The sequence below is a fragment of the Actinoplanes palleronii genome, assembly GCF_016862315.1.
GTDB lineage: Bacteria > Actinomycetota > Actinomycetes > Mycobacteriales > Micromonosporaceae > Actinoplanes > Actinoplanes palleronii.
The window spans coordinates 21,612-36,441 of the sequence record NZ_BOMS01000030.1; the positions used below are offsets into that span (position 1 = coordinate 21,612).

The window sequence follows — 14,830 nt, forward strand, 5'->3', positions numbered from 1 at the left end:
ATTTGCCGGGTATGACCGTGTACCCGCTGACCGGAGTGATCCGCCCGTACGCCTGGGGATCCCGGACCGCGATCGCCGAGCTGCAGGGCCGCCCCACCCCCACCGAGGGGCCGGAGGCGGAACTGTGGCTCGGCGCGCATCCGGGTGACCCGTCCACTGTGCCGGGCCCGGACGGCCCGGTCACCCTGACCACTCTGATCGACGGCGACCCGGCCGCTCAGCTCGGCGCCGGTGTCGCGGAACGTTTCGGCGACCGCCTGCCGTACCTGATGAAGGTCCTGGCCGCCGGCGCCCCGCTCTCCCTGCAGGCGCACCCCGACCTGAAGTACGCCGGTGAGGCGTTCGCCCGCCAGGTCGCCGACCCGTCGCTGCCGAAGAACTACACGGACGCCAACCACAAGCCCGAGATGCTTGTCGCGCTGACCCCGTTCGACGCGCTCTGTGGTTTCCGCCCGGCCGAGGTCTCCGCCCTGGTGCTCGCGGAGCTGAACCTGCCGCAGCTCGCCCCGGTGATCACCGTGCTGCGCTCCGGCGACCTCTCCGAAGCGGTCCGGCTGCTGCTCACCTGGCCGGCCGACGACCGCACCCCGCTGATCGACGCGGTGACGTCCGCGGCCGCCGCGATCCCGGCCGGCCACCAGCACGAGGAGTCCTTCCGGCTCGCGATCGACCTGGCCGGTCACTACCCCGGCGACCCCGGCGTGCTGGTCGCGCTGCTGCTGAACCTGGTGCACCTGGCCCCCGGCGAGGCGATCTGGATGCCGGCCGGCAACCTGCACGCCTACCTGCACGGCCTGGGCGTCGAGTTGATGGCGGCCAGCGACAACGTGCTGCGCGGCGGGCTCACCCCGAAACGGGTCGACGTCGACGAGCTGCTCAAGGTGCTGCGCTTCGAGACCCTGGAGGACCCGCTGCTGCACGGCGCCGAGGTCGCGCCGGGCGTGACCTCGTGGCGGGTGCCGGTCCGGGACTTCGAGATGTACCGGGTGGAGCTCACCTCGAGCCGCCCGCCGGTGAAACTCCCCGGCACCGGCCCCCGGATCATCCTGGGCGCGTCCGGAGACGTTCACATCGGCGAGGAGCACGGCATCCCGGTGACCCTGTCTCCGGGGACGGCGGCCTACGCCCCGGCCGCTGGCGGCCCGCTGACCGCCGCGGGACTGGGCACCCTGTTCATCGCCGCAGTCCCCGACTGACCACCCGCCCCACCGAGGCGCGGACCGTCCCGACCCGCCGGCCCGCGCCTCCCCTCCACCCCCGCCGACCCGTGCGTGTGTGGAGTTGTGGTGCGGTGCGCGCCGAAAGTCCCCGCGCAGTCTCTGTCGCGGTCGTGTGTGTGAAGTTGTGGTGCGGTGCGCGCCGAAAGTCCCCACGCAGTGTCTGCCGCGGTCGTGTGTGTGAAGTTGTGGTGCGGTGCGCGCCGAAAGTCCCCACGCAGTGTCTGCTGCCATCGTGTGTGGGGAGTTGTGGTGCGGTGCGCGCCGGAACTGGCCGTGCGGCGGCGCGATGGGGTGGGTTGGGTGGTGTTCGGGAGGGTTCTGGACGCTCAGTGACACCAAGGTGAACGCAAAGTGCCCGAAATTTCGTGAAATGCCTTGACATGGGATGTGCGGAGTGTGAATCTATAACCACGCAGCGTCATTGGTGATCGGGGGGTCCCACGGACGCGCGCGGTACCAAACCGGGGGGATGAACGGGGCGGCGGGCTTAGGCCTGTCGCCCCGTTCGCTATCCGCGCCCAGTTCGAGCCGCGCCACGCGCCGCCACGCCGCACGACGCGCCGCCAGGCGCCGCCAGGCGCCGTCACGCCGCGCGACGCGACGCCGCGCGCCGTCACGCCGCACCACCCCGGACCGCACCACCCCGCACCGGACTCCGCGCGACTCCCGCGAAACGCCCTCGCCGCTTCTGCCTGATCCGCGCCGCAACCGGGTCGCTCGCTGTTCGGTAGAGCGGTGTCGTCGCCATTCCGGCCGGATTGCATCGGGCTCGGCGGATGGGTTCGATAGCCGCTGAGAATCCGCGCCCCACCGCCATCGCCGGCCAATCCCGAAACGTGACTACCGGGCTGCCCACCCGTACCGAAGCGGTTGGTTGTGAATTGATTCCTGGCGGCCTCGCCGCCCTTTTCCCGGAGCCTCCGGAAACTCCCGGCGCCCAGGGCGGTGACCGCGACCACACTGCGGACCCGCCGCGAGACCGCGATCGCGGCCCCGGACCGCCGCCCGGTTCCGGAACCGCCATGAAGCGGGCCTACCGGATCAACCCCGCGACCCGCCCGCCGGAGTCGGCTTTCGGGGCGGTGACCCGGCGGAGTCGGACGGTCACCTATACGTGTGACTACTCCGACACTGGATCATCCCGCGACCGGCCCTCGCCGCCCCCGGCGACATTCGGTCAGAAGTCGCGCCCTGCGACCGCCCGCAAGCCCCCCACCTGCACCGATATTGCGGAAAGGCGGCGCCCGTCACCTCGGAACGACGACGGTCGTCACCGCGGAGACACGTGTGCCTGCGGGAGAGCCGGAACGGACAAGTCGAGTGCTTTCCTTACTGATCCGCGTTGCAAGTTGCAATCGGCCATTGATACGCCGATATGGTGGCTCCGTGGCGAGGCCGACATCGACAGCACGCCGGGAACTCGGCGGCGAATTGCGCCGGCTCCGTGGCGAGCGCCGTGCGGTGGACGTGGCCACCGCACTGGGCTGGTCCGAGTCGAAGCTGAGCCGGATCGAGACGGCGCACACCGGGATCACCGAGGCGGACCTGGACCGCCTGCTCACCCTGTACGGGGTCCGCGTCGAGGAACGCGGCCGCCTGCGCGACCTGGCCCACCAGGGCCGGGCCCGGGCCTGGTGGGCCCCTTACCGGTCATCCGTGCCGGACCCCTACGACGAGTACCTGGCGCTGGAGGCGGACGCCACCCTGATCTCCGAGTGGGAGGCCCAGGTGATGCCGGGTCTGCTGCAGACCGACGAGTACGCCCGTGCGGTGATCGAGACCGGTGCGGACATCGGCGACCGCGACGTCATCCAGCGGCGGCTCAGCGTGCGGACCGGGCGCCGGGAGCGGTTCTTCCTCAAGGACCCGGAGCCCCGCCTGGACATCGTCCTGGACCAGGGCGTCCTGTTGCGCGAGGTGGGTGGCCGGCAGGTGCTGATCCGGCAGCTGGAGCGGCTGCTCGACGGCGCCGAGCTGCCGGGTGTGGAAGTGCTGATCCTGCCGTTCGCGGCGGGGGCGCACGCCGGTCTGACTGAATCGTTTCTGGTGCTGGAGTTCGCGGAGGGTACCCGGAACCCGGTGGTCCACTCGGAAGGGCTGACCGGTGGTCACTTCCGAGTGAAGCCGGAGGAGCTCGAGGTATACCAAGACGCCTTCGATGACCTGCGGGAACGCGCTTTGTCGAAAGAAGCGAGCCGAACGGTCATCGCTGAGACGAGGGATCGATTGGCTCGGTGAGCCTCTGCTGTGGGGTCCAATGGTGATGCGAATTCCATTGGAAGGAGAAACCATGCAGGACGCCACGATCACTTGGCGTAAGAGCAGCCGGAGTGGCGCTGCTGGGCATTGTGTCGAGGTCGCCAACGCGCCGGCAGCGGTGCTGGTGCGCGACTCGAAGGACGCCACCGGACCCGTGCTCAGCTTCGACACGCGGGACTGGACCGGATTCATCGCCGGAGTTCGAGCAGGAGAGTTCGACCTGCCCAGCGCGTAACACCGGGTTGTCGTATGTGCGCGCCGCGGGCGGTCCCGGACCGGGACCGCCCGTTTTCATGTCCTCACCGAGGGTTTTCCGGTCGTGACGCCTTCTGGGCGGAGTGCCTTTTCGCGTAGGCTGCCGGGCAAGATCGCCCCCCGGGTGGCGCGGGGGCCGGGAGGACAGTGCAATATTGGACCGCATGAGAGCCCGGGTACTGGTCGTCGACGACGATCCCGCGTTGGCCGAGATGCTCGGCATCGTCCTGCGCAGTGAGGGATTCCTGCCCTCGTTCGTCGCGGACGGCGAACGCGCGCTCGCCGCTTTCCGGGAGAGTCGCCCGGACATCGTCCTGCTGGATCTGATGCTCCCGGGGATGAGCGGCATCGACGTCGCGCGCGCGATTCGCGCCGAGTCGGGGATTCCGATCGTCATGCTCACCGCGAAGAGCGACACCGTCGACGTGGTGCTGGGCCTGGAGTCCGGCGCCGACGACTACGTGGTCAAGCCGTTCAAGCCCAAGGAGCTGGTCGCCCGGATGCGGGCCCGCCTGCGCCGGGGCGAGGACGCCGCGCCGGAGACGCTCACCATCGGGCCGCCCGGCAACCAGATCAACATCGACGTGCCGGCGCACACCGTGTCCCGGGACGGCGAAGAGGTCAAGCTCACGCCGCTGGAGTTCGACCTGCTGGTGGCCCTGGCCCGCAAGCCGCGCCAGGTGTTCACCCGCGAGGTTCTGCTCGAGCAGGTCTGGGGTTACCGGCACGCCGCGGACACCCGGCTGGTCAACGTGCACGTCCAGCGACTGCGCGCGAAGATCGAGCCGGACCCGGAGCGACCGGAGATCATCCTGACGGTTCGTGGTGTCGGCTACAAGGCGGGCACCGGCTAGTCGCCGCCAGCGGCTAATGTTGCCGCGTTATGCGTGCTCCGGCTTGGCTTCCCCTGCCCGTGCGCCGCGCCCTGCGGGTGGTGCGGCGCTACTGGCGCGTGGTCGCGTTCCGGCTGGGGAAGCACACCTCGCCGGTGCGCCGCTCCTGGCGCCGCTCGCTGCAGGTCCGGGTGGTGACGCTGACCCTCATCGCGTCCAGCCTGCTGGTCGGCACGTTCGGCTGGTTCATCGCCTGGCGCAGCGCCGACATCCTGCTGAACCGTGCGGAGGCCGAGGTCGCGGCGTCCCTGGAACGCAAGGTGGTCTGGGCGTCGCAGCAGCTCACGCTGTACCCGCAGGCGTACGACCCGCAGCTGCCCGGCACGATCAGCGAGACCATCAACGAGCTCTACGACGGTGACCAGGCCGGCGACGGCGGCACCCTGGTGTCGATGCGCGCCGAGCACTACGCCGCGCAGTACCCCGAGCTCGCCCCGCAGACCGTGCCCGCTGTCGACACCCGGCAGCTGATCACCCCGGAGCTGATCCACGAGGTCGCCGACAACGCGCGGGTGGCCCAGCAGATCCGGACCGCCGACATCGGTGGCACCACGGCGAAATACCTGGTCTACGGCTCGCCGGTGCCGTCCAAGTTCGGGCACGTCGAGCTCTACTACATGGTTCCGCTGACCACCGAGGTCAGCGCGGCCAACCAGATCCGGACCACCGTGCTGATCACCGGTTCGGCCCTGGTGATCCTGCTCGGCGTGGTGGCCGGGCTGGTCACCCGGCTGGTGGTCACCCCGGTCCGGGTGGCCGCGCGGACCGCCCAGCGGCTCTCGGCCGGTCTGCTGGACCAGCGGATGAAGGTGGAGGGCGAGGACGACCTGGCCCTGCTCGCCGCGGCGTTCAACCAGATGGCGGCGAACCTGCAGCGGCAGATCGTCCGGCTGGAGGAGATGTCCCGGCTGCAGCGGCGGTTCACCTCGGACGTCTCGCACGAGCTGCGCACCCCGCTGACCACGGTCCGGATGGCCGCCGACCTGATCTTCTCGGAGCGCGAGGACTTCGACCCGGCGGTGGCGCGCAGCGCAGAGCTGCTGCAGGCCGAGCTGGACCGGTTCGAGGACCTGCTCACCGACCTGCTGGAGATCAGCCGGTTCGACGCCGGGTTCGCCGCGCTGGACTCCGAGCACACCGACCTGGTCCCGATCGTGCAGCGGGTCGCCGAGCGGCTCACCGGGCTGGCCGAGCGGGTCGGCGTCACGCTGGAGCTGCGCCTGCCGGACTCGCCGGTGATCGCCGAGGTGGATCCGCGCCGGGTCGAGCGGGTGCTGCGCAACCTGGTCGGCAACGCGGTCGAGCACGGCGAGGCCAAGCCGGTGCAGATCACCATGACCACTGACGACGCCGCGGTCGCGATCACCGTGCGGGACCACGGCATCGGACTCAAACCCGGCGAGGAACGCCTGGTCTTCAACCGGTTCTGGCGGGCAGACCCGTCCCGGGCCCGGCAGACCGGCGGTACCGGCCTGGGCCTGTCGATCAGCGCGGAGGACGCCCGGCTGCACGGTGGCTGGCTGGAAGCGTGGGGCGCGCCCGGGGAGGGTGCCCAGTTCCGTCTCACCCTGCCGGTCCGGGCCGGTGACCGGCTGGTCGCCGCTCCGCTGCCGTTGATCCCCCGGGACCGTACTGCGGAGGTGAGCTGATGCGCCTACGGACCACCGGCCCGATCACACTGCCGGCCGTCGTCGCGCTGGTGGCGTTGCTGACCGCGGGCTGCGGGATACCGGACGCCACCGGGGTGAAGGACGTCGGGCCCGGCCCGTCGACCGGGATAAGTTCCGGTGACGACCGCGCGCCGGGCGAGGTCAGCCGGGAGGACGTCCTCAACGACCGGGCGCTGTTCGTCGAGAACTATCTGAAGGCCGCGGCCGGGGATCCGGAGTCCGCGCTGGCCCGGGCCCGCAAGTTCATGACTCCCGAGGCGGCCCGCGCGTTCAAACCCACCGGCACCGCGCTGCGGGTGATCCGCCTGGTGGAGACCCCGCTGAACACCCCGGGGCAGGACGTCGTCGGTCTGACCTACGAGCAGGTCGGCACGCTGGACAAGTTCGGCCTGCTGGAGCCGGCCACCGAGATCCGCCGGGACACCTACGAGATCCGCGTCGGCACGATGCCCGGCAAGGACGGCTACTTCATCACCGAGGCGCCGCCGGCCCTGTTGATCAGCGATGCCGCGCTGGACCGCTTCTACGAGCAGCAGGCCATCTACTTCTGGAACACCGACTACACGGCGCTGGTGCCGGACGTGCGGTACATGCCGAAGGCGGTGCCGCCCGAGCAGCGGCCGAACGCGATCCTGACCTGGCTGCTGAACGGCCCGGCGCCCTGGCTGTCGGTCTCCGACCTGCCCGAGGGCACCGCGCTGAACGGTAAGGTGCCGGCGGTCAGCGAGAACCGGCTGCAGGTCAACCTGAGCGGGCCGCTGCCGTCCACCGACGCCGCGCTGGCCCTGGACCGGCTGCGCCGGCAGCTGCAGTGGTCGTTGCGGCCGCTGCTGCCCGGCGAGCTGGACCTGAAGATCGGCCACCAGGACTCCCAGGCGTATTCCGGCAACGACTACCTGTCGAGCAACCCCGCGGACCGGCTGGTCGCCGATCCGGAACGCTTCGTGATCTACGGCGGCAAGATCCGCCGGATCACCGGTACGCCCAAGTCGGTCGAGGCCGTGCCGGTGCTGGACCCGGACGAGAACAAGGACATCCAGTCCGCCGGGATCAGCACCTCGGCGCAGTACGCGTTCGCCGCCGTGGTCGTCAAGGACGGCAAGAACCAGGCGCTGCGGGTGGCCGGCGGCCCGCTCGGCCAGCAGGTCCCGCTGCAGCCGATCAGCGGCCTGTCCGGCTCGCTCGGCCCGCCGACCTGGGCGATCACCGGGGACGCGGCGGACGACGCGATCGGGCTGATCGCCGCGAACGGCCATCTGTACTCGTTCCCGAGCGGCAAGGGCGCCGCGCAGCAGATCCCCTGGACCGGACCCGGCACCAAGATCACTTCGGTCGCGGTGGCGCCGGACGGCCGCCGGATGGCCCTGGTGGTCGACGGCAAGCTGTACCGCGCGTCGCTCAGCACCAGCGGGGACACCCCGGCGCTGGGCACACCGCAGCAGATCCGGCCGGCCGACCTGTCGTCGGTGACCGCCGTCGGCTTCAACAGCGAGGGCTGGCTGACCGTGGCCGGCCTGCGTTCCAAGGATCTCCGGGTGACGATCGTGGACGTGTCGATCGACGGCGCGCTGCAGTCGCCCCGGCTGTCCGACCTCGGCGACAAGCCGGTGACCGCGCTGAGCGTCTACCCGGCCAACCCGAAGGACGCGAGCCCGCTGACCGGGCGGGCGTTCTCCCTGGCGATCTCGTACACCGCCGAGGACAAGGCGTGGGAGGTGCTGTCGACGGCCGGACCGATCGGTGTCGACAAGCTGGCCGGGCCACCCGGCAACCAGCCCGCCGGGATGGTGCCGACCGCGCCCTTCTATCTGGAATGACGCCTGGAATGACCGGATCGGCATGACCAGTGTGTTCGGTGACCTCGCCGACCTGGTGCTGCCGGGCGCCTGCGTGGGCTGCGGCGCGGACCGGGTCCGGCTGCGCAACGGCGCCTGCCCGGCCTGCGTGGCCGAGCTGGAGGGCCTGCGACCGCACCGGGCGGCGCCGAGCCCGCCGCCGCCCGGGTTCCCGGCCTGCGTGGCGGTGGGCCCGTACGCGGGGGCGCTGCGCGGTGCGCTGCTCGCGTACAAGGAAAAGGGCCGGCATCGACTCGCGCGGCCTCTCGGCGCGTTGCTGGCCGGTGCGGTCGCGGCCCTCGCGCCGCCCGGCCGTCCGGTTCTGATCGTCCCGGTCCCGTCCACCCGCGCGGCCCGCCGGGAGCGGTACGGCGACCACATGACCCGGTTGACCACCCACGCGGTCCAGCGGCTGCGCGCGGCCGGTTGGACGGCCCGGGCGGACCAGCCGTTGCGGGCGCTGCCGAGGCCTGACTCAACGTCACTGGACGCTGCCGCAAGGTCTACGGCGGCTGTCAATTCACTGCGAATCAATCCGGCTCGAATCAGCGTTCTGCGGCGCGGCGGCGCGCCGAGGAGCACGCTGGTGATAGCGGACGACATCGTCACCACGGGGGCCACGTTGGCCGCCGCGGTACGTCGTCTAGAGGAGGCGGACATGCAGGTCACCGGCGCCGCAGTCTTGGCAGCGACACAACTGCGCCGCATCTGTCCGGGGATTTGACTTCATGTCACCCCGGGTTTGCCGATAGAGGCGAACGTCAGCCATCCGGGTTCCCCAACGAGGGGTGACGTGCAGGGATCTGCGGGTTAGCGTCTAGGTGACGAGGGTAGGGTTCATCAACTTACCCACCACATCTGGTGATCGGGCTAGCGCTTTCCGCCGCACCGGAAAGGAGTCGTCTCACTACGTCTGTCGCGCCGTCCGTTCAGGGGCGCGGCGTCCTTCTCAAGCAACACGATGCGCCGGCTAACCGGTGCCCCACCATGTTTGTCACGTTGGGGGAGGTCACGAGTGGACATTGTCGTCAAGGGCCGCAACGTAGAGGTTCCCGACCACTATCGCGAGCATGTCGCAGAGAAACTGAGCAAGGTCGAGCGGTACGACCAGAAGCTGATGAGGGTCGACGTAGAGCTGTTCCACGAACGGAACCCGCGTCAAGCAGACACCTGCCAGCGAGTCGAGATCACCGTCAGCACCAAGGGCCCGGTGGTCCGCGCCGAAGCTCAGGCACAGGATTTCTACGCAGCTCTGGACTGCGCCATAAACAAGCTGGACGCCCGGTTGCGCCGTTCCGCCGACCGGCGCCGCGTCCATCGAGGACGGCACGCACCGATCTCGGTCGCCGCCGCCACCGCGAACCTCCCCACCGACCTGACCAGGGGTGGAACCGCCACGCTGACCGCCGAGCCAGAGGTCGAGGAAAACCTGGCCGAGCACGATGAGAATCAGCCGTGGGCCATCGTTCGCGAGAAGGAGCACTCCGGCGAGCCGATGACCGTCGACGACGCGCTCTTCCAGATGGAACTCGTGGGGCACGACTTCTACCTGTTCCAGGACAAGGAGAGCGGCCGCCCCAGCGTCGTCTACCGCCGTCGAGGCTACGACTACGGCATTCTCAGCCTGGCTGGGTGAGTTCCCCGCCGGAGGCCTGCGCGAGCAGGTCTTCGGCGAGCAACACGTACTGCAGGTCGTCGTGACGGGTGCCGGCCAGCCGGGAGCGCAGCAACGCCTCCTGGTGGAAACCGGCTTTCTCCAGCACCCGTTGCGAGCCCAGGTTGTCCGGGAACGTGCCGGCGATCAACCGGGCGATGCCGGTCTCCGCGAAGGCCCACAGGCCGATCAGCTGCGCGGCCCGGGTCATCAGCCCGCGCCCGCGGTGTTCCGGCAGCATGCTGTACCCGATCATGGCCTGACCGGTCGGCGGCTCCTGGTAGTACAGCGAGATCTCGCCGGCCGGCGCGCCGGTCACCGCGTCCGCCACGATCATGTCGGCCCGGCTGCCGGCCAGCCAGTGCGACGCCGCCCAGAAGCAGCGCCGGCGCACCTCCGCCGGGTGTGGCGGGGTGGGCGGCACGGCGGAGGCCATCACATCCGGCACATTGTGCAACTCGGTGTAGAACGGCACGTCGTCCTCGCCGAGCGGGCGCAGCGTCACCACGCCGTCGGTGAGCTCGCCGCCGGGCAGGTCGGGCAGCAGCCGTTCGGCCGGCTCACCGGAGTCACTGGCCAGCCGGGAGTAGACCAGCACGTCGTCGAATCCGCCGGTCAGGTTCGGCAGCGCGCCACGTCGGTCGCCCTCCCGGGTGAAACCGGCGGCCAGCGCGACCCGCTGCGCCACCGGGTTGTCCCGGTGGATCAACAGCTCGAGCCGCTGCAGCCGGGGCGTCCCGGGCGCGCCGGTGAAGACCCGCTCGCTCAGGGTGCGCAGCGCGGCGGTCGCGATCCCGCGGCGCCGATCCCGCGGGCCGACCCAGAACCGGGCCTCGGCAGTGCCACGACCAGGCAGAAGGTGGTCCAGATCGATGCCGCCGACCGGGTCTCCGGCGCCTTCGGCGACTATGGCGTACGAATAATCGCTGCTCGCGGCCGTCAGACGCGGCAGGAACCGGCGCCCGCGTTGATCGTCGCGTGCCGCGTCCACGATCGCCTCGTCCCGCGAGCCGCGGGCGCGCAGTGTCACCCCGTTGTCCTGTTCCACGGGAACATCCTTCCGCAGACTCGCCCGGGCGCGAAACGTGATTCGGACGCTCGGGTGCTGCGCTGTCAGCGAACTTCCTGCACCGTTTCGGGTCTTTTGCGAGGTTCACGGGAGGCTCGGGTCACAGGCTCCGGGAGAAGGTGCCTACGATGGTTCGGCAGACTGTCTAGGGGAGCGCTGACCCGTGTCGATATTTGAAAAGATCCTCCGTGCCGGCGAAGGTCGCATGGTCCGCCGGCTCAAGGCGATCGCTGACGCGGTCAACTCGATCGAGAACGACTACGTCGATCTCACCGACGACGAGTTGCGCGAGTGCACCGAGCAGTTCAAGGAGCGTTATCAGGAGGGCGAGACACTCGACTCGCTGCTCCCCGAGGCGTTCGCGGTGGCCCGCGAGGGCGCGAAGCGCGTGCTCGGTCAGCGGGCGTACGACGTCCAGCTGATGGGCGGCGCCGCGCTGCACTTCGGCAACATCCCGGAGATGAAGACCGGTGAGGGCAAGACCCTGACCGGTGTGTTCCCCGCCTACCTCAACGCGTTGAGCGGCGAGGGCGTGCACATCATCACGGTGAACGACTACCTCGCCCAGCGTGACGCCGAGTGGGTGGGCCGGGTGCACGGCTTCCTCGGCCTGAGCGTGGGCGTGATCCTGCCGAACCGGCCGGCCGCCGAGCACCGCGCGGCCTACCAGTGCGACATCACGTACGGGACGAACAACGAGTTCGGCTTCGACTACCTGCGCGACAACATGGCGTGGTCGAGGGACGAGCTGGTGCAGCGCGGCCACAACTTCGCGATCGTCGACGAGGTGGACTCGATCCTCATCGACGAGGCACGGACCCCGCTGATCATCTCCGGCCCGGCCGAGCACTCCGCCCGGTGGTACGGGGAGTTCGCCGCGATCGTCAACCGCCTGCAGAAGGGCAAGGACGGCGAGGGCGACTACGAGGTCGACGAGGCCAAGCGCACCATCGCGATCAACGAGCGCGGTGTCAGCAAGGTCGAGGACCGGATCGGCATCGACAACCTGTACGAGTCGGTGAACACCCCGCTGGTCGGCTACCTGAACAACGCCGTCAAGGCCAAGGAGCTGTACAAGCGCGACAAGGACTACATCGTCAGCCCCGAGGGCGAAGTCCTGATCGTCGACGAGTTCACTGGCCGCATCCTGCACGGCCGGCGTTACAACGAGGGCATGCACCAGGCCATCGAGGCGAAGGAGGGTGTGGAGGTCAAGCAGGAGAACCAGACCCTGGCGACGGTCACCCTGCAGAACTTCTTCCGCCTCTACAGCAAGCTCGGCGGCATGACCGGTACGGCGCAGACCGAGGCCGGCGAGTTCAACAGCGTCTACAAGGTCGGCGTCGTGTCCATCCCGACGCACCGCCCGATGATCCGCATCGACCACCCGGACGTGATCTACAAGACCGAGAAGGCCAAGTTCGAGGCGGTCATCGAGGACATCGCCGAGCGGCACGCCACCGGCCAGCCGGTGCTGGTCGGCACGGTCTCGGTGGAGAACTCGGAGATCCTCTCCACCCTGCTGCGCCGCCGCGGCATCCCGCACAGCGTGCTGAACGCGAAGTTCCACGCGCAGGAAGCCACGATCATCGCGCAGGCCGGCCGCAAGGGCGGCGTCACGGTGGCCACCAACATGGCCGGCCGTGGCACCGACATCCTGCTCGGCGGCAACCCGGACTTCCTCGCCGCCTCCGAGCTGACCCAGCGCGGTCTCGACCCGGCGGAAAACCCGGAGGAGTACGCGAAGGCCCTCGAAGAGGTCATGCCGACCGTCAAGGAGGCCTGTGAGGCGGAAGCCGCCGAGGTGACGGCCGCCGGCGGTCTCTACGTCCTGGGCACCGAGCGGCACGACTCCCGCCGGATCGACAACCAGCTCCGCGGCCGGTCCGGCCGGCAGGGTGACCCGGGCGAGTCCCGGTTCTACCTCTCGCTGCAGGACGACCTGATGAAGCGGTTCCGCGCCGGTGCGGTCGAGGCGGTCATGGAGCGCTTCAACATCCCGGACGATGTGCCGATCGAGTCGAAGATGGTCAGCCGGCAGATCCGCAGCGCGCAGACCCAGATCGAGGCGCAGAACGCCGAGATCCGGAAGAACGTGCTGAAGTACGACGAGGTGATGAACAAGCAGCGGCAGGTCGTCTACGCCGAGCGCAAGCGCGTGCTCGACGGCGAGGACATGCACGACCAGGTCACCCACATGATCGACGACACGATCACGGACATCGTCACGGTCGCCACCGCCGACGGGTACGCCGAGGAGTGGGACCTCGAGCAGCTCTGGACCAACCTGAAGCGTCTCTTCCCGGTCACCCTGACCATCGAGGACGTGATCGAGGAGTCCGGCGGCGAGCGCAACGCGATCGACCAGGAATACCTCGTCGAGCAGCTCAAGAAGGACGCGCAGGCCGCCTACGCGGCCCGCGAGGAGGAGCTGGGCACCGAGGCGGTCCGGGAGCTGGAGCGGCAGGTGCTGCTCGCGGTGATCGACCGCAAGTGGCGCGAGCACCTCTACGAGATGGACTACCTGCAGGAGGGCATCAGCCTGCGGGCGTACGCGCAGCGCGACCCGGTGGTCGAGTACCAGCGCGAGGGCTTCGACATGTTCAACCAGATGATGGACGGCATCAAGGAGGAGGCCGTCGGCTTCGTCTTCAACCTGGAGGTTCAGGTCGAGGAGCAGCCCACCATCACCGTCGACCCGTCGCAGGCCTACGCGCTGCCCAAGGCCGACGAGGACGACGAGCCGCACGAGCACGTCGAGGTGCGCGCCAAGGGCCTCGGCGGCGGCAACCGTCCGCAGAACCTGCAGTACACCGCGCCGGCCATCGACGGCGACGCGGGCGACGGCCCGGCGGTCCAGCAGCGTCCGGAGCCCCCGGTCGCGTTCGGCCCCAGCGGCACGCCGGTCCCGGCGAACCCGGCGCACACCAGCGCCGGCCGTGGCGCGTCGAGCCACGCCGCCGAGTCGAACGGCCCGTCCCGCAACGCGCCGTGCTATTGCGGCTCGGGCAAGAAGTACAAGCGCTGCCACGGCGCGCCCGGCACTCCCTGACCGTCAGCGGTCTTCACCGCCGCCCAGCCCACGGCCCAGCAATGGCCCGCGGCGCTGGGCGGCGCTGTTTCCCCGGCCGGCGTGATGCCGTGCCGACCCCGCCGGGCCGCGGCACGGCACGGTCCCGCCGGGCTGCGGCATGGCACGGTCCCTGCTGGGCCGCGGCACGGCACGGTCCCGCTGGGCCGCGACCGTGCCGTGCCCGCCGGGCCGCGATGGCCGGTGCCGACCGGGGCGGGTGGAACCCAGGACGGCCACCGCCTGCGTTGCTCAGTGGACGCCCCGGGGCCGGCCCTGCGATCAGATGACACTCGAGGTCAGGCTTCGGTCCGGGCTTCGGGCCGGGCCTCGGGTCAGGCTTCGGTCCGGGCTTGGGGCCGGGCCTCGGGTCAGGCTTCGGTCCGGGCTTCGGGCCGGGGTTCAGATCAGCCGGAGCGTGGTGGCGCACCAGGTGTCCTGATGCAATTCCAGGCGCAGCGCCATCGCCCAGGTGCGCTCCCCGGTGACCAGGGCGACCGCGACCTCGACCGCTCCGGATCGTGGCTCGCAGAGATACACCCGGCGCACGGCGACCGGCGTGGTGTGTTTGGGCCGCCGGTCACCGGGCCGGCGCGGGCGCCGCAGCTCGGCGATCCGGCGTGCGCCGACGAGCCCCTGGGCCACCACCTCGGCGGCGTCGGCCGGCCGTGCCAGCCGCCGCAGGTGCGCGGGCGGCCGATAGCCGTTGAACACCTCGACGCACAGGCGCAAGAACCGCTTCACCGCCAGCCTCGCGTCCCCGGAAGCCCCCGCCACCACCGGCGCCGCACCGGGCCCCGGGTCAGAAGCGCCGCCCGGGCCGGACAGAGCAGCCGGGCCGGACAGAGCAGCCGGGCCGGACAGAGCAGCCGGGCCGGACAGAGCAGCCGGGCCGGACAGAGCAG

11 protein-coding genes are annotated in these 14,830 nt (G+C 70.4%); 9 read left to right on the plus strand and 2 right to left on the minus strand.

Annotated features, from left to right (window positions below; genetic code table 11):
• The first annotated feature begins 17 nt into the window (after positions 1–17).
• The 8 genes from manA (at position 18) to hpf (ending at position 9,768) form a co-directional block, all read left to right on the plus strand.
• Entirely contained in the window at positions 18–1,196 is a 1,179-nt protein-coding gene (gene manA / locus Apa02nite_RS11345) for a mannose-6-phosphate isomerase, class I (RefSeq protein WP_203825025.1), read from the plus strand.
• Between the two features lie 1,410 nt (positions 1,197–2,606).
• Complete coding sequence (locus Apa02nite_RS11350; protein ID WP_067688935.1) at positions 2,607–3,458, plus strand: helix-turn-helix domain-containing protein; 852 nt, start codon at positions 2,607–2,609, stop codon at positions 3,456–3,458.
• A 52-nt stretch (positions 3,459–3,510) separates the two neighbouring features.
• A complete protein-coding gene (locus Apa02nite_RS11355) occupies positions 3,511–3,714 on the plus strand; it encodes a DUF397 domain-containing protein (protein WP_067689107.1) in 204 nt (67 codons plus the stop codon).
• A 184-nt stretch (positions 3,715–3,898) separates the two neighbouring features.
• Complete coding sequence (mtrA, locus tag Apa02nite_RS11360) at positions 3,899–4,588, plus strand: MtrAB system response regulator MtrA (RefSeq protein ID WP_067688939.1); 690 nt, start codon at positions 3,899–3,901, stop codon at positions 4,586–4,588.
• Positions 4,589–4,617: 29 nt separating this feature from the next.
• On the plus strand, positions 4,618–6,276 hold the full coding sequence (gene mtrB, locus Apa02nite_RS11365; protein ID WP_083971192.1) for an MtrAB system histidine kinase MtrB: 1,659 nt from the start codon (positions 4,618–4,620) through the stop codon (positions 6,274–6,276).
• A complete protein-coding gene (locus Apa02nite_RS11370) occupies positions 6,276–8,114 on the plus strand; it encodes an LpqB family beta-propeller domain-containing protein (RefSeq protein WP_203825019.1) in 1,839 nt (612 codons plus the stop codon). Before mtrB ends, Apa02nite_RS11370 begins: the two co-directional genes overlap by 1 nt.
• Positions 8,115–8,136: 22 nt before the next feature.
• Positions 8,137–8,856, plus strand: a complete 720-nt coding sequence (locus Apa02nite_RS11375; RefSeq protein ID WP_203825020.1) for a ComF family protein — start codon at positions 8,137–8,139, stop codon at positions 8,854–8,856.
• Between the two features lie 291 nt (positions 8,857–9,147).
• Complete coding sequence (gene hpf / locus Apa02nite_RS11380) at positions 9,148–9,768, plus strand: ribosome hibernation-promoting factor, HPF/YfiA family (RefSeq protein WP_067688948.1); 621 nt, start codon at positions 9,148–9,150, stop codon at positions 9,766–9,768.
• Here the strand turns inward: hpf and Apa02nite_RS11385 are convergent.
• Positions 9,752–10,834, minus strand: a complete 1,083-nt coding sequence (locus Apa02nite_RS11385) for a GNAT family N-acetyltransferase (RefSeq protein WP_203825021.1) — start codon at positions 10,832–10,834, stop codon at positions 9,752–9,754. The two genes, hpf and Apa02nite_RS11385, sit on opposite strands and share 17 nt — an antisense overlap.
• A gap of 184 nt (positions 10,835–11,018) precedes the next feature.
• Here Apa02nite_RS11385 and secA point away from each other — a divergent pair, with 184 nt between their 5' ends.
• Positions 11,019–13,907, plus strand: coding sequence for a preprotein translocase subunit SecA (gene secA / locus Apa02nite_RS11390; protein ID WP_203825022.1), 2,889 nt, complete (start codon positions 11,019–11,021; stop codon positions 13,905–13,907).
• A gap of 420 nt (positions 13,908–14,327) precedes the next feature.
• Here the strand turns inward: secA and Apa02nite_RS11395 are convergent.
• A partial coding sequence (locus Apa02nite_RS11395; protein WP_203825023.1) for an Rv3235 family protein occupies positions 14,328–14,830 on the minus strand: 503 nt, incomplete at its 5' end.

Excerpts from the sequence above, each read along its gene's own strand:
- mtrB (WP_083971192.1), top strand. The coding sequence starts at position 4,618 with ATGCGTGCTCCGGCTTGGCTTCCCCTGCCCGTGCGCCGCGCCCTGCGG.
- Apa02nite_RS11375 (WP_203825020.1), top strand. The coding sequence starts at position 8,137 with ATGACCAGTGTGTTCGGTGACCTCGCCGACCTGGTGCTGCCGGGCGCC.
- Apa02nite_RS11355 (WP_067689107.1), top strand. The coding sequence starts at position 3,511 with ATGCAGGACGCCACGATCACTTGGCGTAAGAGCAGCCGGAGTGGCGCT.
- Apa02nite_RS11370 (WP_203825019.1), top strand. The coding sequence starts at position 6,276 with ATGCGCCTACGGACCACCGGCCCGATCACACTGCCGGCCGTCGTCGCG.
- mtrA (WP_067688939.1), top strand. The coding sequence starts at position 3,899 with ATGAGAGCCCGGGTACTGGTCGTCGACGACGATCCCGCGTTGGCCGAG.